The following is a 20,424-nucleotide window of genomic DNA, read 5'->3' as shown; positions in this document are numbered from 1 at the left end:
TTTGGAGCAGTACATACCAAATGAAAAATATTCCGCGCTTTTTTGCTATTGTCAGTTAGAGATTCTGGTAATCAGTATCGAAAAACTATGAATTTAATGTAAGATTTTGCAATCAGAAGTCTGTGAATACTGAGAAAGATCCACAGGCGATGTCTAGGACGGGCTACGCCTACAGTAAAAATGGTTCTTTATTCTCGTGGTGCGATCGCACATCAATAGATTACGTACAATCTATCTAGAATCAAATTTGGCAAAACCGCTCATGTTAAACTACAATCCACTGCATTGTTTGCCATCTTCCGAAGAACTACCCGACTCAGATGATACTGCTGTGGATAATGAACTCCAAAATTTAATTCCCGGCTTGCTGAAAACGACACTGGCTTTGGCTTGGTGCGATCGCTGGGATTGGTTCTTTGGTGTTAATATGGGTATTTATTCTCACCCAGACCAACCAGCCATTGTCCCTGATGGATTTCTCAGCTCAGGAGTTAAACGCTTCGTTGATGAGGACTTGCGCCTAAGTTATGTGCTGTGGGAAGAAAAGAAGCCGCCAATTTTAGCACTAGAAGTTGTTTCTCAAATATATCGGGAAGAATATAGCATTAAGAAAGAATTCTATGCCAAAGAATTAGGAATTTTGTATTACGTTGTATATAGTCCGCTTCGGCGTAAAAAGACACCTTTGGAGGTGTATCACCTAGTTGATGGGGAATATATCTTAATGTCAGGAAATCCCGTTTGGCTCCCAGAGATTGGTTTAGGAATTGGGCGAGAACGGGGAATTTATCAAGGTATAGTGCGGGAGTGGCTGTACTGGTATGACGAGGAAGGGCAAAAATTGCTGACACCAGAAGAACGCATCAGGGAAGCGGAAGAACGCACAGCTTTTGAAGAACAGCGACGGGTGGAAGCAGAACAACAGGTGAAAATGTTAATTGAAAGATTCAATGCGCTAGGTGTTGATCCAGAAAGTTTGTTATAGATTCACCAGATTTTGTAATAGCAAGCGATGTCTACGACGGGCTATGACGCTCGCGGACTCGCTTTGCGCTACGCTATCGGCGTCGCGTCTACAACTCACTGATACAGAAATTCTGGACTTTAGGGAACTCCAAAAAATAAATTATTCCACATTCAAGTCGTTGACTGTTGACTGTTGACTGTTGACTGAAAACTCGTGAACCGTCAACGGTCAACAGTGAACAATAGCAATGGAATATTTTTTTACTTGGAAGTCCCTTATTGATTACTTGAAGCTACAACTAACCCAAAATTACCCAACTTAGCTGCTGTTGGGTTAGTGTGCGATAATTCGCCGAATAGCCCGTCGTAGACATCGCTTGTCTATTATGAGATTTTAGCCCCTGTGCGATCGCACTCACACGAAAAAAATTCACAACTGCATTCATCGCAGTCTCAAATTTACACCTTCTGAATGTTCATTAGTTGGTATCTCCGGGAATCATAAGTATAAGGTGATGCCTTGTTTTTATGGCGAACCCGTAGACAAGTAATAACCAAATACTAATCACATCAGGAGTATTTCATGATTCCATTGATTTTGGGCGCTGCTGCTTTGGCTACTGGAGCCTTCGGAGCAGTAAAAGGTGCTGAAGGCATTGGCAATATGAATCAGGCAAAGGAAATTGGTGAACAGGCTCAACAAAAATACGAAAGTAGCTTGCAAAATTTAAAAGCAACCTGGGAAATTACCAACCAATCAGCAGAAGTTTATGGTCAAATGCAGCTTCGTATCAAGCAGAGTACAATTTCAAACTTTATAGCTTTTATTGAAAGAATTGGTCAGCGAGCTTCCCAAAACAATCTGGACATTTTAATTGGCTTAGACATCTCCACTCAACAAATTCAGGAGTACAAAACAGAAGTTATCAAAGCTGAACAGTGGGTGAAAGGTGGTATGTCAGCAGCTGTTGCAGCGTCAGCAGCAGGTTCTAGTGCAGTTACCTTAGCAAGGAGTGTAGGAACTGTTACTGTTTCCAAGTTCTTTGGATTGTGGGCTGGTGAAGTCGCTATTTCACAACTTGGTGGTGCTGCGGCTTGGACTGGAGCCATAACTTGGTTAGGTGGTGGTACTAGTATGGCGGTTGGTGGTGCTGTATTGGGAGGTATTACACTCGGCCCGGCGTTGATGGTTGGGGGTTTTCAACTTGCTGGTAAGGGTGAGGAAGCTTTGACTAAAGCGCGAGAGTATGAAGCTAAGGTAAACATAGAAATTGCCAATATTGAAGCCGCACAAGATTTTCTATTACAGGTTAAACGGCGAACAGTGGAACTGGCTAATTTAGTGTGTAATTTAAACAACCGTGCTAAATCTGCACTTCAAGAGCTTGAAGCCCAACCTTTTAATCGCGATCGCGATGCTAGGAAGTTTCAAGAAGTAGCACTTCTGGTGAAAGCGCTTGCAGAAATTATGAAAACTCCTGTCTTAGACAGTGAAGGGTATCTGAATCCTGCTTGCACGACTATCCAAGCAAAGTATCGTACTTTGGGAGGAAATTAAACATGTCAGTACACAAAATAGCTACTTTTGCACTCGCTAACCTAAATCCTGCTGAATGCCTACAGCTAATGGTTTCAGGCTATACTGAATATAAGATAATTGCCCAACAAGAACAGACAAAGAGACGAGAGATTGATGCTTGGGAAAAAGAAACAATCACCAAGATAAACGCCCAGCGAGAGTTGCTAATGGCGTATCTAGATCGCTCTTTTGATGAACGTGCAGAAAACTTTCGCGCTTTGTTTGCTGTCGTTGATAATGCGATCGCATCCGGCAATAATGAACAACTAGCCCTTACCTTAAACTCAATCACAGAAATAGCTAAATCAAGCCCTTTCAAAGACCTTGCAAATTTAGCTTCTGTTCGCGCCGCTTTAGATGATCCAGATCACGAATGGAAATTTTAATTTTATAACAGCGCGATCGCTCTCCCAAAACTATAAAAGATCCGAGGATAAGTCCTATTACTCCATAGAATATGACGATGAAGTTAGCTTTACTATGTAGTTGATCTACTACTGTCTGAATGACAGAAGAATCGTATTTAACCATGTGATCAAGTTTCCTCTCCCAAGACTTCTACAGATATAATTCCCAAAGTAATACAGTCACAATTACAGTTATTAAATATCGCTTGCTTCCGGTAGCCAGTCTTCATCCAACACTAACTCTACAGAATATGGGCACTCTTCTGGAAACACGGATAAAAGTATCCCCGTTTGCTTGGCTGCTTGCCGACGTGCCCTTTGATAACTTTCCTCAAGTTGCTCTGTAGGATAACTTTTAAGACTAGGACTATCTTCTATTGCTAACTCAATTTGGGTGCGAGAATCGGTGATAGAATCGAGCCAACTATCTGAGCGACGCTGGGGTTGATATTGCCACTTCAGCAAATGCAAGAGTAAGCGAGTTAGTTGACTAGCAATACCCCGCCGTTCACTTTTGCCCAAGCCTTCAACCTCTTCAATCAAATGTTCTACATCAACTTCATGCCAGCGATGCGATCGCAATAGTTGAGTTGTCTGTTCAATCCACAAATTAAAATCTGCTTTATAAGTTGCGCTCATAGCCTTTATCGATCAGCCGCATAGCTTAGGCAAGCCAAAATATCCTCTTGTGTCAAATAAGGAAAGTCATCAAGCAATTCCTCGTAGGTCATGCCAGAGGCAAGATAAGATAAAACATCGTATACAGTAATTCCCATTCCTCGAATACAAGGCTTACCACCTCGTTTTCCTGGTTCGATTGTAATAATGTTTTGATACTGCACAGCTATTCAAACCTCAAAAGTCTTCATCATCAACAAAAAATTCGGCATCGTCTTCCAATCGAGAATTAGGCTGCCCAATACCAGCAAGTCCCCACAGAGGTTGCAGCAGTGCCATGCCAATTAACCCGACAACAGCACTAAAAGCCAGCACTAAACCCATTGGTATCTGAATGGATTGGAATGTTAAGAATTTTAACGATACGGGTGTGGCATTTTGGACTGAAATAATTGCGATCGCAATTACCCAAACCGCTAAAACTAGAGATGTCAAAAAAGGCGCGATTTTCATATTTTGATTGAAATGAGAAGTTAGGAGATAGAAGTTAGGAGTTATATTTTGCTCGAAATTAGAAACGAGGAGTTAAGAGTTGTAAATTAACAATTCTTAACTCCTAATTCATAACTCTTAACTTTTAATTCCTAACTCTGGCAGATTAAACTGCTACTGCCTCTAGTTTAGCAATGGCAATCTCTAACTCTTGGGCGATTCGAGTGAGTTTTTCGGGAGTGTTGGTTTCTAGATAGACGCGCACCAGGGGTTCTGTACCGGAAGGACGCAGCAAAACCCAGCTACCTTCTTCTAAATAGAGCTTAATACCATCTTTACGCCCTACTTCCTTGACTTTAATTCCTGCTACGTCTGTTGGTGGATTTCTAGTAAAGGACTCGATGACGGCGATTTTGTGCGCCTCTGACAGGTGCAAGTCTAGACGGTTGTTGTAAAGTGGGCCATCGGCCTCGGCGATCGCTTCTGCCACCATCTGACTTAGCGGTTTGCCTTCATAAGCGATCGCTTCTGCCACCAGCATATCGGCTAATACTCCGTCTTTTTCGGGAATATGTCCAATAATACTCAAACCGCCTGATTCTTCTCCACCAATTAACACGGCAGTTTCGCGCATTTTTTCGCCGATGTATTTAAAACCAACTGGTGTTTCGTAAATTTGCAGCCCATTTTTAGCCGCGAAATTATCCAGCAGGTGGGTTGTCGCCACAGTGCGGACGATCGCGCCAGTTTTACCTTTATTTCTGATTAAATGACGTGCTAGAACTAACAGCACAGTATTAGGAGTAAGGACAGTTCCTTGTTCATCAACGATGCCAAAGCGATCGCTATCTCCATCCGTCGCCAAGCCCAAATCAGCGCGATCGCGCACTACTGCTTCTACTAACTCAACTAACTGTTCTCCTTTGGGTTCTGGCATTCCACCCCCAAATAAAACATCTCTCCAATCGTGGAAACTTTCTAACTGAACGCCACAATGAAGCAAAACTTCATCTAAATAGCCACGAGAGGTAGAATACAAAGCATCGTACTTTACCTTTAAATTAGCGCTTTTAATCTTTTTTATATCAAGTAGAGTGTAGATAAATTGCAGGTAATCTGGTTTCGGATCGAAAATTGAAATTGAACCTGATGGGTTACTAAGAGGCAACTCATCCGATGCACTTTCTATATTTGCCACAATAGTATCAGTAATCTCTGGAGTGGCAGGCCCAGCATAATCGGGTATATATTTAATTCCACAGTAGGGTGCTGGATTATGACTAGCAGTAAACATTAAAGCCCCTGCGGAATTTAGATGACGGGCGTTGTAGGCAATTACTGGTGTGGGACAATCCCGCTCAGTAATTTTCACAGTCCAACCTAAGTCTGCTAATACTTGGGCTGATGTTTGGGCAAACTGGTCAGCTAAAAAGCGAGTATCGTAGGCAATAAGTACAGGTCTATCTTTTTTGTAGGCTGTATCTAAATAAGTCGCGATCGCCCTTGTTACTTTCCGCACGTTGGGGAAAGTAAAGTCATCGGCAATAATCCCTCGCCATCCATCGGTACCAAATTTTATCTTGCTAGACATTTTTGCCACTTGCTTCGGTACATTATCAGTACTATAAAAGCTTCCCGCAAAGCGTGTGTAGCAGCAACTATCCCCCGAAGTTCTTTTCTAAGGAAGCCTTAGCTTAAACTTCTCCCCACCGTATTTTCTCTCACTGTTTCTGAGCAATGTCAACCCCCGATCGACCTTTTGCCAGTTATCACCTTTGGTCTCTAGTTGCCCCAGCAACCGGGCAAGAACGCTGGCATTGCCAGATGAGACGGGGGTTTATCAAAGCACGGCAACACGAACCACAAGTCAAAGCGCTTTTAGGGCAAGCCACCGCACCCCAGCGCATTGGCATACTCGCCCAAAAAGGCATTTATGAGTTTCATCATCACAGGTATCTGTTGAAGCAAGCCGATGGTGTAGAAAGAGTTGCACAGCTACTTAAATTAGGCAACTCAAGCGAGCAAGTCCAGCAACGCGTGCTGCAAATTCTGAAAAAATATCACGATGCGCCGTTGCTTTTGGATAAAGATATTATCCAATTAACTCCGGGTGATGAAGGCTTTCCTAAACCGATAGTAGTTGAACAAGAAGATTATTGCTTTCGCTTATATGCGGCTATGGACTGCGTTTTCATTGAGAGCGATCGCACAATACATATTTTAGATTTTAAAACTGGTAAATCGGCTTTTGACCGACGACAGGCATTAGTTTACTTATTAGCTGCTCGTTACCTTTACCCTGGACGAGAAGCTGTTGCATCATTTTATAATTTAGAAATATGTAAAAACTCTGAGTTAATTAGCATCAATAATAGTGAATTAGAATACTTAAAATTTGAGTTAGCAAATATTGCCCACAAGCACCAGCACGATTTGCAAAAATATCAGCAAGAAACTACTAATTTCAGTAAAATTTTCCCCCCAAATCCTGGCTCTCACTGTCGCTTTTGTCCATTTAACTCCATCTGTGAGTTTGCCAATTTTAAGCAGCATCAATCATATCCACTGCCAAGTTTAAGAGTTAATATCAGGGGTTAGAAATTTGACGTTGTTGAATTAGGGGAATGCGAATGATAAACTCAGCACCAACTCCTGGTTGCGAAATGCATTCTAAAGAGCCGCCATGTCTTTCTGTGATAATTTGGTGACTAATAGCCAGCCCCATACCCGTACCTTTTCCAACGGTCTTGGTCGTAAAAAAGGGATTAAATAGTTGCTTTTTAACATTTTCTGGTATTCCGAGTCCGTTGTCGGCAATGCCAATTGTGACTTGATTTGGTGTTAGTAATTTGGTGCGAATATAAATTCGGGGATTATCCGTTTTTAGTCGTTTTTTTGTTGTCCACCGAGATGTAACTGATGAATCTTCTAAAGCATCGATCGCATTTACTAAAATATTCATAAATACTTGGTTTAACTGCCCAGCAAGTCAAATTGCTTTAAAAGTCATGCTCCCATTAATCCAGATAATCTCATCAACTTTAATTTTCAGCATCAATCTTTATAATATACTGGCACAATTTAAGTCAAAGATTGTTGTCTAGTTCATGCAATAAAACATACATTTAATCCCTACTTTACAATTTTCTTCTTTATTGCACATAAGCTGAATGAGAGGGAATGAAAAATCAGAATATATTCAGCAGAATACCCCATGTCTAAAGCTAGGGGTTTAAATAAAGAATTTTTTTTGATCTCCATTATTGAAAACGTTCTGTTATTTATTGTCAAACTAAATAACTAATCACAGAGGAATATGAAAGAGCCATTGAAATTATTGCCTAACTCGGTTTTCATCGAAACTCCCGAAAGTCAGCCTCATTTTTATGATCAAGCTTCAAATTTTCAAACAACAATTGTTGGTTATGGACGTTATGGTAAAAATTATATTGGAACTAAATATGCTAAAGATGGATATTTTTGGGAGATCGCAGCTATTGTTGACCCAGTAATTAGTCCCTCTTCATTTGCTGATAGCGTTTTGGGCAAGAAGAAACCACACACTTATCTATTTCAGAGTTTTCATCAATGGTACAATAACTATTTTAAATTATTAAATAATCAACAAAAAGCAAGGCAGGTAATTGAAATTTGCTTAAAGCCAGAATTAGTTTATGAACAACTAATGCTATATATTGAAGCGGGCATCAAAAATTTTATTCTGCCCAAGCCAGTTGTAATAAACCTACAACAAATGGAGCAACTTCTAGAAGTTATTGACAAACATCAGATAAAAGCAGCAGTTGCCTCTCAATGGTATTATTCAGATATTCCTAAGTTTATTAAGCGAGAACTCCAGAAACTTATCAAGCAAAAAAAACAAGAAATTTTACTCACTCCCGGTAATAATCCGAGTATTTATAATTTATATAAAGTAGAAGCTAATTTTTCTAAAGAAAATGGTTTGGCATACGCTACAGATCCGTCACTACTTGAATTACCTCATGTTTTACAATTACTATCTTCAATAGGAATAATTGATTTTAATGATTATCTCTCGATTCCAGAAGTAAATGGTACGAATACATTAGTTAACGTTATTTATCAAACAGAAAATATCAAAGATAGAGTTTATATCCAGTCTAGCATCGATTTGTTACCCGACCCTTTGATAAAAAATGAACATCCGCTATGGGATATTCAAGAACGCTATTTAAAAATTTATTTTGATGAAGATAGTACTCAGCCCGATATAGAAGTAGATTTCTGGATTAAATTTGACCGTTCTGGTGATTTTGCTATTCGTACTGGTAAATTAATTATTGTAGGTGATAATATCTGTAAAAATCGAGAAAAAATAGTTTTAAACTTTGTTGACGATCAACTATTACAGATGAATATAAAAATCTATACTGCATTCCACCATAACTTTGAAGATTTTCAAAATCAAAAGCAAGTTTTGTCTCTTGATAGTTATGTACCCATCGGTAAGCAGATTATGCTAATTCAAAATATTTGGCAATCTGTTAAAGACAAGAACAGCATCCATTCTCAAAACAAGAACTCATTTTTGAGTAAAAATTAGCTGAAATCTCTCGTTTTTTACCAGTAATAAGTGAGTAGTAAAAACCAGTTGATCTTTTTCTCAAAATACATCAGCTTCCGCTTTGGGAAAGAGATCATAAGATAAAAGCCTCAGCGATTGTATCGCTGAGGCTCTAGAAGACTGGCTCAATAATCCTGATAAACAGGAGCTAATTAAAAAGCATAATTTGGACGAAGAAAGGGAAAGGGGGAAAGGGAACCCCATACTTAAAAGCAGGGGTTTCAAGTATGGACACTGCTAAGTTATCGCACTACGTGTCTTAAAAATCTTCTTTTTTTATTCTCCATATTTAAAAATACTTGGCTGGTTACCTTGTGGGGAAAAGTTTTTTATCCTTTCCTTTTCCCCAAACCCAAGACCCCTTTTCCCCTTTTTGGTAAATAAACCGAAGAAATTTAAAAAGGCGGTAACTCTTTAAGAATTGTGAACCGGATATGATTTATCGCCAAATCGCCGATGGGGATATCTTCTTTAGTTAGCCGCTCACCTTGACTTGTCACGGTTTCAAAGGTGATACCTTTGCCAATTTCAATGTGATACCAGCATAAGCCCATAAAAAAGCGCGTCGGATAAGGGCCACCTTCACCTATATCATCGGGATTTGATTCCATTGGCAACCAGCCAAAATTTGGGACGTAGAACTCCAACCAAACATGATTAAAGTCGGGTTGTAGCGGCACTCCTACTAAGTCACTATGGGGAGGGCATTTGTACCTACCTACGGTGCGGCAGGGGATGCCATTTAAACGGGATAGGGCAAGTAAAACGCCGACATATTCGCCACAGGAACCAACGCCCCGTTCTAAAACTGTATCTGGCGTGTCAATGTAAGGTTTAATACCGTAGGACAACTCATCATAGACGTAGTTACGGATGCTGTGCATTTTCCGCAGCACATTGGTTTCAGAACCGATCGCTTCTCTGGCGGCACGGCGAACAATGGTAGTATCCATTGCTAAATCGTCGTCATCCACTAGGTAGCGTGTTTCTAATTCTGGGGATAGTTCAGGTATATCTTCTACATCTCTGGGTGTGATGCGATACTTAATACCGCGAACTTCCAAAAGAGCTTTCCAGCCAAATATATGCCGTTCACCTGGAGCAAGAGAATCAAATTTAAAGACTGCTACACGTTGCCCATCTATCACTTCTTCGGTAAAAGGTATACCAATAGGTTCAACGTGTTTCACCTTTTGCCGCTCTGTTTCCGATGGTAAGGCGATGCGCCATTCGACCTCAGGTAAATAAACCTCGTCTAAGGGGGCAATTTCCTCAGCATAAGACATTTCAATCAGATAGCCATTAGAGAGGGCATAGCGCTTATCTGGATCGTAATGATAATACAGGGGGTGAATAAAAGTGCGATCGCGGAATGTTAACTCATGACTCGGATCGGCATTTGGGTTATCTCGGATATAAGCCTCCTCTGAGGCGTAGGCAACGTAAATACTTTCTTTGCCTGTTTCGTCATTTTTATGGATTGCTATACCTGTAGGACATTCAAAGGGTGTCAGAACACTGAATTGAAGTTCTCCGGTGGCTCTATCCATTGCATAAACTGATTGTTCGGTGCGATCGCAAATCCACAGCATTTCCTGGGTGACTGCTAAATTCTCTATCCCAACGCCTGGGGCATAAAACCTGGTAATCTCTTTTCGCGTTTCGCGGTCATAAATCAGAATGTAGCCTAGCCTTTGGCTGCTGACATAAACTGTTGTTTCCCAAACAGCAACGCCGTCAGCAGGATAAGGCAATGTCACAAAATGTTCCAGACCCAAAGCATTGAGATTGCACAAGTAAACACTATTTTCTCGGCTCACCCACAGGGTATCTTCCCACGCAGCTAGACCAGTGACATCAGTAAATTCTTTAACTTGATGGGGATTAATAATTTTGCTGTTGTCAGAGGTGGGATCAATTTCTAGTAGATACCCATTAATACTGTCAATGGCAATCAGTCTGTCTTTAATGAAAGTAATGCCACACAGGGTAGCAGCAGTAAGCGGTCGAATTGTCTTTTGCCCAAACATCTGGCTAACGGTCAAAGTGGGGAGTGCAAAACTCATATTAAGCATATTTATTGAATGGTTTAGCACGCCTAAGCAATTCAAAATTCAAAATTTGCCTTGAAAAGTTTCCTAGTTCGGGTAATCCTACTGGCACGCCAGTTCACTTGAGCGGGGAAATACGCAAGCGACTGGCTCAACTTTGGACAAAATTCAAAATAAAATGCAATCGTGCCATGCATTTCGGCTAGTGACTAGATGTAAATTAAAGCAATGGCAGCCTAAAATTAATTGTCGCAGATGCTCTGTAACTAAGCTTAAAAGCTCTATTACTCATAATTATGACAATTCAGGTCATCTGGAAAACCTCACTTCTATTTCTCTCATCCTTTAAGGAGAGAGACTTTGAACTTTCCCCCTTCCCGCGACGAGTTGGGGGTTAGGGGGTTAGGTCAATGGTTAACTTTTCCACATAACTGAATTGTCAGTACTCATAATTATCGGTAAAATCTGTTCCGAAAAACTCTTTCGTGAGAGATAACACTATCTGAAAAAAAATAAATTTACAAATGTTAAGAATTACAGATACACTCATGCAACTGGGCGATCGCCTGAATGTAACTTTAGAAGATGGAATTCCTGCCATCACTAAATTATGATCGAATTTTGTAAACATTTCCTGTGACGTACACGATGTCTGCTAATTCTCTGCCTGAAGGTGCCGCCGTTTGGCATAGTTTAGAAATTGATAAAGCGCTAGACCTGCTCGATAGTAATGCAGACAGTGGCTTAACACCCCAAGAAATTCAACAGAGGTTGCAAAAGTACGGCCCCAACGAACTTGAAGAAACTGCTGGGCGTAGTAGTTGGGAAATCCTGCTGGATCAGTTCAAGAACATTATGTTGTTGATGCTGATTGGCGTGGCTCTGATTTCTGGGATTTTAGACCTGGTGGCTTTGCGATCGGGCAGCTTGAAGCCCGGTGAAGTGCCCTTTAAAGATACAATCGCGATTTTAGCAATTGTCATCCTCAATGGCATACTCGGCTACGTCCAAGAAAGCCGTGCCGAAAAAGCCTTGGCTGCTTTGAAAAAAATGACCTCTCCCTTAGTGCGAGTCATCCGCGCCGCTAGACTGGTGGAGATAGCAGCTAAGGAACTAGTTCCAGGGGATGTAATGCTGCTGGAAGCTGGGATGCAGATAGCCGCAGATGGACGTTTGATAGAACAGTCTAATTTACAAGTGCGTGAGTCGGCATTGACTGGTGAAGCCGAAGCCGTGAATAAACAGGCATCACTAAAATTGCCGGAGGAAACATCATTAGGCGATCGCCTAAATGTCGTGTTTCAAGGAACCGAAGTCGTCCAAGGACGCGGTAAGGTTCTGGTGACTAACACCGGCATGACTACAGAACTCGGCAAAATTGCCACCATGTTGCAGTCGGTGGAAAGTGAACCGACACCGTTACAGCAACGGATGACTCAACTGGGTAATGTCCTAGTTACGGGTTCCTTGATTCTTGTGGCGATCGTTGTTATCGGTGGTGTGATCCAGGCAAGAGGTTTTAGCAATATCCAAGAACTCTTGGAAGTTTCCTTGAGTATGGCGGTTGCTGTAGTGCCAGAAGGTTTACCTGCTGTAATTACCGTGACTCTAGCGCTGGGAACCCAGCGAATGGTGCGCCAAAATGCCTTGATTCGCAAACTCCCCGCAGTGGAAACATTGGGTTCTGTAACTACCATCTGTTCTGATAAAACCGGTACGCTGACGCAAAATAAAATGGTGGTGCAATCGGTTTTCACCAATAACAAAACTTTTCGCGTCATTGGCGAAGGTTACACTCCCACAGGAGACTTTCAGCTAGATGGTCAAAAAATTTCTCTAGAAAACTCTCCAGAAATCTCAGCGTTGTCAGTCGCCTGTGCTATTTGTAATGATTCAGTGTTGCAAAAAGAACAAGGTGAATGGGCGATTTTGGGAGATCCCACAGAGGGAGCATTGTTAACACTGGCGGGAAAAGCTGGAATTGAAAAAGACCAGTGGAACAGTAAATTACCCAGAGTTAGGGAGTTTCCCTTTTCCTCAGAACGGAAGCGGATGAGCGTAATTTCTCAGGTGGAGGGAGTCGCTACAGGTGACGCATCTTCGAGAGGCATTGACCCAGCGATCGCTAGTTTTATCCAATCTGAACCTTACTTAATGTTTACCAAAGGTTCTCCAGAGTTAACCTTGGCACGTTGCACTCAGATTCATTTGGGTAATGACACGGGTACTTTAACCGAAGATCAACGCCAGAAAATTCTGGCAGAAAATGACAAAATGGCGAGTAAAGGTTTGCGGGTGCTAGGTTTTGCCTACAAACCCCTCGCCGAAATCCCACCAGAAGGTTCAGACGAAACATCCGAGCAAGGCTTGGTATGGTTGGGATTAGTGGGAATGTTAGATGCCCCACGTCCAGAAGTCAGGGCAGCTGTGCAAGAGTGTCGAGAAGCAGGCATTCGCCCAGTGATGATTACTGGTGACCACCAATTAACAGCACGAGCGATCGCTACCGATTTGGGAATTGCCCAAGAAGGCGATCGCGTCCTCACAGGTCAAGAATTGCAACGGATGAGTGACGAGGAATTGGAGCAAAACGTTGACCTGGTGAGCATTTATGCCAGAGTTTCCCCAGAACACAAACTGCGAATTGTCCAAGCACTGCAACGCCGGGGTCGATTTGTGGCGATGACAGGTGATGGTGTTAACGATGCCCCAGCCCTCAAACAAGCTGACATCGGTATTGCGATGGGCATTACTGGCACTGATGTAAGTAAAGAAGCCAGCGATATGGTATTACTTGATGACAACTTCGCCACCATTGTCAGCGCCACCAAGGAAGGTAGAGTTGTTTACACCAATATTCGCCGCTTTATTAAATACATCTTGGGCAGTAACATTGGCGAAGTTCTCACCATTGCAGCCGCACCCCTAATTGGTTTGGGAGGCGTTCCCCTTACTCCCTTACAAATTTTGTGGATGAACTTGGTAACAGACGGTTTACCAGCTTTAGCATTAGCTGTGGAACCTCCAGAACCGGATGTGATGCAACGTCCGCCTTTTAGTCCCCGCGAAAGTATTTTCGCTAGGGGATTGGGTTCTTACATGATTCGCATTGGGATCATTTTTGCCATTATCAGCATTGCCTTAATGTGGTGGGCTTATCAACATACCCATGCCCCTGAGTATCAGGGAAATCGGGATGCTTGGAAGACAATGGTATTTACTACCTTGTGTCTCGCCCAAATGGGACATGCGATCGCCATTCGCTCTAACAACCGGCTGGCCATTGAGATGAATCCCTTCTCCAATATATTTGTACTAGCGGCTGTTGTCGTCACCACGATTTTGCAGTTGATGCTAGTTTACGTCCCACCCCTGCGAGATTTCTTTGGTACTCACTACCTGAATATGCAAGAGTTGGGGGTTTGTATTGGCTTCAGTGCCTTAATGTTTGTCTGGATTGAAGCGGAGAAGATATTTCTGCGGATTATGGGCAAAAAGGCTGTCTGAAAAAGTGAGGAGTTGGGAGTTAGGAGTTAGAAGTTATGAGTTATGAGTTATGAGTTATGAGTTTAAGAAAATTTTGCATTCAAAACTTAAAATTCCTAACTCCTCACTCCTCACTCCTCACTCCTCACTCCTAACTTTTCGTTATGTACCTCAAAACTCTAAGCCTCCGACAATTTCGCAATTATCAAGACCAAAAGGTTGAGTTTACTGCTGCGAAAACAATTTTGGTAGGTAATAATGCTCAGGGAAAGTCAAATTTGTTGGAGGCGGTGGAGTTGCTGGCGACATTGCGATCGCACCGAATGACCCGCGATCGCGATTTGGTTCAAGAAGGGCAAGACATAGCCCAAATTAATGCCACCCTTGAGCGACAAACAGGCGTTAGTGACCTGACTTTAACCCTCCGCCGCAATGGTCGCCGTAGCGTTGCTCTCAATGGTGAATCTATCCGCCGTCAAATGGATTTTCTCGGCGTTCTCAATGCAGTCCAATTTTCTAGTTTGGATTTAGAACTAGTACGCAGCGGCCCGGAAGGTCGCCGCAACTGGTTAGATACACTGTTAATTCAACTCGAACCGGTTTATGCTCACATTTTGCAGCAATATAACCATGTGTTACGCCAGCGCAATGCCTTTTTAAAACGCCATGTAGAAACGTTAGATGCAACATCTCTACACTCAGAATTGGCGGTGTGGGATGCACAGTTAGCTACTACAGGAACCAGGGTAATTAGACGACGCGATTCGCGCCATCCAAAGATTAGCTCCCATTGCTAGTGCTTGGCACGCCAGTATTAGCGGCAGTACAGAAGCTCTCCAAATCAAGTACCTGCCGAATATTCCTTTAGAGGATAACCGTCCAGAAGAAGTGCAGCAAGCTTTTTTAGCAAAAATCCAGCAACGAGCGATCGCCGAAATGCACCAAGGCACTACTCTTGTTGGCCCCCATCGAGACGAAATAGAATTAACTATTAACCAGACACCCGCTCGTCAATATGGTTCTCAAGGTCAACAACGAACGCTGGTTCTAGCCTTAAAATTAGCAGAATTACAATTAATTGAAGAAGTCGTTAAAGAGCCACCATTGCTATTACTGGATGATGTTCTTGCCGAACTAGATTTATCCCGCCAAAATCAATTACTCGATGCTATTCAAGACCGCTTTCAGACTTTAATTACTACTACTCACTTGGGTTCTTTTGATTCTCAGTGGCTGAAGTCCTCCCAAATTCTTTTTGTGAAAGCAGGAGAAATAATCCCAAATTAGTCGTTTGTGACTTATCAAAAATAAAATCGGAGTTTTATAGATCATTAACTAATAACTAATCACGTTTTTCTAACCTTTTAAAAACGGTGAGAACCAAAAAAGTCAGCAAAGCAGCGATTAATCCTAACTGCCACAAACCACAGCCAGCAGCAATTCCCAAAGCAGCCGAAACCCAAATAGCTGCTGCTGATGTCAATCCGTGAATTTCAAGTCGCTGTGATTCTTGAGAAGATTGGCGGACAATTTCTCCAGCACCGAGAAACCCTACACCGGCTGCAATCCCCTGAATTACGCGGCTAAGTGCATCACGACTGGACTGTGATCCATCTGTTTGCATAATTATGAGAGTAAACACGGCTGAACCGAAACTCACTAGCATGTGAGTTCTTAAACCGGCTGGTTTACGCCTAATTTGGCGTTCTAAGCCGATAATTGCTCCAATAAACAATGCAAGGCACAGCCGGAAACTGATATTTAGCCAATCATTCGTTGCAAGGTAGTAAGTGTTTGGCAATGCTTAGTCTGGGTAGAGAGTTTTATATACTAATACAACATGGCATAAATCTAGGTAATATATATATAAATTAACAAAAGTTGGGGCAAAATCTCATTGTTAAAGGTAGGCAAACTTTCGCCACAGCTACTAGTGCTCTGTCTCATTAATTCTGATTGATTAGTTTGTTACCAAAACCCTGTAAAGACGCGAAATTTCGCGTCTCTACAACCCAGCAAAATTAATGAAACAGACACTAGGTTAATTAGTAAGATTTTTACAAAAATAGTGCAAAAATATTTTAATCTTTTATTGATGGAGTCTAATTAAATGAGTGCAATTTAATAGCCTATATCATATTTTGATTCTATCAATTCGAGAATATTTTTTAGATGCAATTTAATATCTTAGCTTGTTAGGATTATTTACCAATCAAATATTATTTTGGTCAAAAATAAATTTTAAGTTTATTAAATAGGTTTTTAACTATTTTAGGACTTCCGCAAAATATCTCTCAAACTCTGATTTCTCTGTGTCCTCCGTGCCTCTGCGGTTCGTTATTCCATAACTCTTGCGTAAGTCCTATATTTAAAATGAGTGAACTATAAAATTCCACCTTAAATTGCTAGATTTAACCCATACACTCAATAATTAAATATGATACCGCCATCTACAACTCGATCAAACGACTACTAAACCCCCGATTTTACGGAAGAGAGGCTAATTGAAAGAAAATATTTGATTTACAAAGGAGTCGAACTACAGCAATAAGTAAGTCGGTGAGAATAAATCAAACTAGATTAAGTAATGTAAAAAATATTGAGATTAGTTCGTAGTGTTCGCGCAGCGTCTCGAAGAGAGGGCTACAGCCCTCATAAGGTCGGCAAATTAAACGTAAATCCTGGAAACTCTTCCTTTAGTAGGAAGCCAGTGGATTTACGGTTGATAACCCACCAGAAGGAAATGGCTATGGCTACAAATAGATAACTGACAACTAACAAATTGAGTGGACAAACTCTACTGGCTAGACCAAATTAAACTACAAGACCGCGCCAAAGTAGGCGACAAAGCGTTTTACTTGAGCAAAATTATCCAGCGTGGCTATCCGGTGGTGCCTGGTTTTGTCGTTTCGGCAGAGGTTTTACGACAATTTCTCGAAAATCTCAATAGTTCAGAGTCATTAGTGGCTGACTTACCCCATTCTTCGTTACACCTAGATGTAGCTAATTGGCGTCAACTTCAGCAGGTAGCAGGTCGCTTGCGTCAAGAAATTCTCACTGCGACTGTGCCACAGGATTGGGTGAATACAATTTTCCAAGCAGCTAGAGAATGGCAAACTGGCTGTTTGATTCTTCGACCTACCTTAGCAGTATCAAATGCTACTTTAGGGATGAAGAATATATCTGGTTTGCTAGAGTCGGTGTTTTGCCAGTGCGAACCAGAAGCGATCGCTTTTGCCCTCAAGCGTACCTGGAGCCAGATATTTCGTGCTAGAAGTCTCCTATATTGGCAACGGGCAGGAATTAACCTGCAACAAATCAGTTTAGCGGTTTTGGTTCAACCTGTTGAGAATGCGATCGCCAGTGGCTTGCTAAGTGCCAACTCCTCTGGATGGGAAATTGAAGCTACTTGGGGATTAGGAATTGCGAATCGCTCTTGGCGAAGTCCAGCCAGATGTTTACTACATTCAACAAGCAACTGGGGTTGTGCTTGAGCAACAGTTGGGCAATAAAATGCTCGCTTATGGTGTGGATGATGCAGCACCTAAAGCTTTTTCGCAACCCGCGCCCAAGTCAGCCCTAACACCAGATCACACTTGTCTAAATACCTACCTAATTCAGGAAGCCCAACAAAAACAATACGCTCTACAAGAAGAATACATACAGCAAATAATTGCTTTAGGAACTCAACTAGTAAGTGAACTGGGTCAAAACTTTACCATTAAATGGACTATTGCCGAGCAAAATACATCTGGCAAACTCTACATCACACAAGTTAGTTATCCCCAATCTGTAATTAACCACAGACACTTCATTAGGGGAATAGGGGCGGCAGGAGGACGAGTTGTGGCGACTGCCCTAGTAATTAATAATCCGCAGCACAAACCCGAACAATTACCCAAGGGAGTGATTTTAGTAATAACAGCGATCGCACCTGATTGGTTACCATTACTGCACCAAGTTGGTGGTGTTATTACTGAACAAGGCGGATTAACCAGCCACGCTGCAATTCTTGCCAGAGAATTAGGTATCGCAGCAGTAGTTAACGCAACATCTGCGACAAGCTTAATCCAAACTGGCGAACGACTGCTACTCGATGGCGACAGAGGAGAAGTTTATCGGATTAAAGAAGAAGGGGAAAGTGGGACGGGAGAGATGGAGAAGAGGAAAGTGGCAGAAAATCTTCTCCATCCCTCTATTTCCTCATCCCATCCTGTTACTTCTCATCTACCTATGATTGCTACCCAACTGCTGGTTAACTTGAGTCAGTCCAGTTTAATAGAACAAGTGCAAAGCTTTCCTGTGGATGGAGTGGGATTGTTGCGCTCAGAATTGATGGTACTAAATATATTGTCTGGGCAACATCCTAATAGTTGGATTTTAGGCGGACGGCAAGCAGAATTGTTAGAGCTATGGTCTGAGCAGATTATGCAATTTGCCAGTGCCTTTGCACCAAGACCAGTTTTTTATCGTTCTTTAGATTGGCCGCAAGATTTACCATCATTGAGTGATAATTTACAATCTTCAACACAATCGATGTTGGGTGAACGTGGTACTTTCAGCTATTTACGAAATCCCGCAGTCTTTGAGTTAGAATTGCAAGCTTTAGCGAGTGTCCAGCAAGCTGGTTACAACAATGTAAATCTACTATTGCCTTTTGTGCGGACTGTGGAAGAATTTGTCTTTTGCCGTCGTAAAGTTGAGCAAGCTCTTTTAACAGAGGTGTCACAATTTCAATTGTGGATGATGGCAGAAGTGCCAAGCGTCCTATTTTTACTACCAGAATATGTCAAAGCAGGTGCAGCCGGAATTTCTATTGGTACAAATGATTTGACCCAATTATTGCTCGGAGTAGATCGAGAGCAAGGACAGCTAGGAAAAGTATTTAATGAACGTCATCCGGCAGTTATGAGTGCGATCGCACAACTGATCCAAATGGCTAAAAGTGCCGGTATTCCTTGTTCAATCTGCGGTCAAGCACCAGCCATCTATCCAGAAATCATTGATAAGTTAGTGGAATGGGGTATAACTTCCATTTCCGTTGAACCGGAAGCAGTCGAGCGAACATATCAAGCGATCGCTCGTGCTGAACAACGGATAATCTTAGCAGCAGCACGACGTGAATTAAAAGAGGGAGCTTCATAGCTAGCAAGTCTCACTCTTGGCGATCGCACGACTGATTACAGGTAGAAACTACTTTTTAGCAGACTACTGTCAGCAAGCAGAGCTAATCTCTTTTGTTGAAAGTTCAAAATGTTGTTGGTGGATGCTTCTCTGCGTGCGCGACAGTAGATTGGAAGGTCACCATAGCAGCCGTTACCACCGTAGAAATTCGTTTCAATTGCATTGTTCTGACCTAATCGCCAGTATCTATGACGCCACTGCCCAGAAGGACATGTGGCTGTGGCATCATCAGAGGCTTGTGTTCCTCTATAAAAAATAAAGCCTCCGTAACTCATGCCCAACGGTGGATTATCAGATAAAATCATATACGGTTGCTTGTTATAGATCCTCAATCCTACATTCCAGGTACTGCAAACAACTGGTAATGGCTCAGTTGTGTTATAAGAAATTGCATATTCGTAACTAGTACTTGGATAGTTTAGAATCTCACAACTGTTTACATCGATCTGGCTTAGATTTGCACATTGAAGCCAATCACTTGCATAGGCTGGCGAAAGCATAAAGATACCTGTAAAAACTGAAACGAGTTTACAAAAGTTTTTAATTTTTGTTTTCACTTTCTTCATCATCATAATGTTGTGATGTTTTGTAGAGCTTTTATTAAGCACACTTAACCGTAAGCAGTAGTAATCACGCTCTGTTCAAGAGTTTAGGTCTACTCTAAAGGGCAGCGACATAGCCAACAGCTACTGCTCTGGTAATACTGAGTTTTGTTGTACAAGAAGTACAATACCAAAGTAAAAATTACAAGTGCATCAAGTTATGCAAAACTTAATCTTTTATACAAAACAAAAGATTGCACCAAGAAAATTATCCAAGCTTCTAGCAAAAAAGGTAGCCCTGAATAGCGAATAGTAATCATCGTTGGTGTTGTACATATAGCAATACTGAATCATTCGTAAGAAACAAGATCCCCGACTTCTTTGAGAAGTCGGGGATCTACCAATACGCTTAGGTTAAGGATAATCGTAGGTTGGGTTGAACTTTAGTGTTACCCAACAAACCCTCGAAAATGTTGGGTTTTGTTCCTCAACC

16 protein-coding genes and 2 pseudogenes are annotated in these 20,424 nt (G+C 41.8%); 8 read left to right on the top strand and 10 right to left on the bottom strand.

The annotated features are described in order from the left end of the window. The first annotated feature begins 262 nt into the window (after window positions 1–262). On the top strand, window positions 263–985 hold the full coding sequence (locus D1367_RS03360; RefSeq protein ID WP_118162808.1) for a Uma2 family endonuclease: 723 nt from the start codon (window positions 263–265) through the stop codon (window positions 983–985). 88 nt (window positions 986–1,073) lie between these two features. On the opposite strand, the gene D1367_RS32625 is transcribed toward D1367_RS03360, so the two are convergent. Together D1367_RS32625 and D1367_RS30420 are read right to left on the bottom strand one after the other, a co-directional pair. Continuing rightward, entirely contained in the window at window positions 1,074–1,199 is a 126-nt protein-coding gene (locus D1367_RS32625) for a hypothetical protein (RefSeq protein WP_267255567.1), read from the bottom strand. Window positions 1,200–1,265: 66 nt separating this feature from the next. Continuing rightward, window positions 1,266–1,412, bottom strand: a complete 147-nt coding sequence (locus D1367_RS30420; RefSeq protein WP_181985054.1) for a hypothetical protein — start codon at window positions 1,410–1,412, stop codon at window positions 1,266–1,268. A 137-nt stretch (window positions 1,413–1,549) separates the two neighbouring features. Here D1367_RS30420 and D1367_RS03355 point away from each other — a divergent pair, with 137 nt between their 5' ends. Together D1367_RS03355 and D1367_RS03350 are read left to right on the top strand one after the other, a co-directional pair. Beyond that, on the top strand, window positions 1,550–2,524 hold the full coding sequence (locus D1367_RS03355; protein ID WP_118162804.1) for a hypothetical protein: 975 nt from the start codon (window positions 1,550–1,552) through the stop codon (window positions 2,522–2,524). Between the two features lie 2 nt (window positions 2,525–2,526). Next, a complete protein-coding gene (locus D1367_RS03350; protein ID WP_118162800.1) occupies window positions 2,527–2,931 on the top strand; it encodes a hypothetical protein in 405 nt (134 codons plus the stop codon). Window positions 2,932–3,147: 216 nt separating this feature from the next. Here the strand turns inward: D1367_RS03350 and D1367_RS03345 are convergent, their stop codons facing one another. From D1367_RS03345 to D1367_RS03330, 4 genes are all read right to left on the bottom strand, one after another. Then, window positions 3,148–3,591, bottom strand: a complete 444-nt coding sequence (locus D1367_RS03345; RefSeq protein ID WP_118162787.1) for a DUF29 domain-containing protein — start codon at window positions 3,589–3,591, stop codon at window positions 3,148–3,150. Between the two features lie 5 nt (window positions 3,592–3,596). Next, entirely contained in the window at window positions 3,597–3,794 is a 198-nt protein-coding gene (locus D1367_RS03340) for a DUF433 domain-containing protein (protein ID WP_118162783.1), read from the bottom strand. Between the two features lie 13 nt (window positions 3,795–3,807). Then, window positions 3,808–4,083: a LapA family protein gene (locus tag D1367_RS03335; protein WP_118162781.1), complete on the bottom strand. Its 276-nt coding sequence runs from the start codon at window positions 4,081–4,083 to the stop codon at window positions 3,808–3,810. Between the two features lie 145 nt (window positions 4,084–4,228). Then, a complete protein-coding gene (locus tag D1367_RS03330; protein ID WP_118162778.1) occupies window positions 4,229–5,653 on the bottom strand; it encodes a phosphoglucomutase/phosphomannomutase family protein in 1,425 nt (474 codons plus the stop codon). A gap of 146 nt (window positions 5,654–5,799) precedes the next feature. On the opposite strand from D1367_RS03330, the gene D1367_RS03325 reads away from it, so the two are divergent. Further along, window positions 5,800–6,660 (top strand): PD-(D/E)XK nuclease family protein, encoded by an 861-nt coding sequence (locus D1367_RS03325; RefSeq protein WP_118162775.1) that lies wholly within the window; start codon window positions 5,800–5,802, stop codon window positions 6,658–6,660. Here the strand turns inward: D1367_RS03325 and D1367_RS03320 are convergent. Continuing rightward, window positions 6,650–7,024: an ATP-binding protein gene (locus tag D1367_RS03320; protein ID WP_118162773.1), complete on the bottom strand. Its 375-nt coding sequence runs from the start codon at window positions 7,022–7,024 to the stop codon at window positions 6,650–6,652. The two genes, D1367_RS03325 and D1367_RS03320, sit on opposite strands and share 11 nt — an antisense overlap. Before the next feature lie 354 nt (window positions 7,025–7,378). On the opposite strand from D1367_RS03320, the gene D1367_RS03315 reads away from it, so the two are divergent. Beyond that, entirely contained in the window at window positions 7,379–8,647 is a 1,269-nt protein-coding gene (locus tag D1367_RS03315; protein ID WP_118162770.1) for a Gfo/Idh/MocA family oxidoreductase, read from the top strand. Between the two features lie 416 nt (window positions 8,648–9,063). Here D1367_RS03315 and D1367_RS03310 read toward each other — a convergent pair whose 3' ends face one another. Beyond that, entirely contained in the window at window positions 9,064–10,734 is a 1,671-nt protein-coding gene (locus D1367_RS03310; protein ID WP_118162768.1) for a transglutaminase-like domain-containing protein, read from the bottom strand. A gap of 633 nt (window positions 10,735–11,367) precedes the next feature. Between D1367_RS03310 and D1367_RS03305 the strand changes: the two genes are divergently transcribed. Further along, the gene (locus D1367_RS03305; RefSeq protein ID WP_118162765.1) at window positions 11,368–14,226 is read left to right on the top strand and encodes a cation-translocating P-type ATPase; all 2,859 of its coding nucleotides are present in this window, start codon (window positions 11,368–11,370) and stop codon (window positions 14,224–14,226) included. Between the two features lie 143 nt (window positions 14,227–14,369). After that, a pseudogene (recF, locus tag D1367_RS03300) lies at window positions 14,370–15,492 on the top strand (DNA replication/repair protein RecF). Between the two features lie 55 nt (window positions 15,493–15,547). Here the strand turns inward: recF and D1367_RS03295 are convergent. Continuing rightward, window positions 15,548–16,006, bottom strand: coding sequence for an MgtC/SapB family protein (locus D1367_RS03295; RefSeq protein ID WP_118162763.1), 459 nt, complete (start codon window positions 16,004–16,006; stop codon window positions 15,548–15,550). A 985-nt stretch (window positions 16,007–16,991) separates the two neighbouring features. Here D1367_RS03295 and D1367_RS03290 point away from each other — a divergent pair. Continuing rightward, window positions 16,992–19,350 (top strand): annotated as a pseudogene (locus D1367_RS03290) (putative PEP-binding protein). A 35-nt stretch (window positions 19,351–19,385) separates the two neighbouring features. Here the strand turns inward: D1367_RS03290 and D1367_RS03285 are convergent. Next, a complete protein-coding gene (locus tag D1367_RS03285; protein WP_181985053.1) occupies window positions 19,386–19,961 on the bottom strand; it encodes a hypothetical protein in 576 nt (191 codons plus the stop codon). Between the last annotated feature and the right edge of the window lie 463 nt (window positions 19,962–20,424).

It is taken from the genome of Nostoc sphaeroides, assembly GCF_003443655.1.
Taxonomy (GTDB): Bacteria; Cyanobacteriota; Cyanobacteriia; order Cyanobacteriales; family Nostocaceae; genus Nostoc; species Nostoc sphaeroides.
Note: the sequence above shows the minus strand (reverse complement) of the source record. Positions and strands in the feature narration are given on the sequence as shown.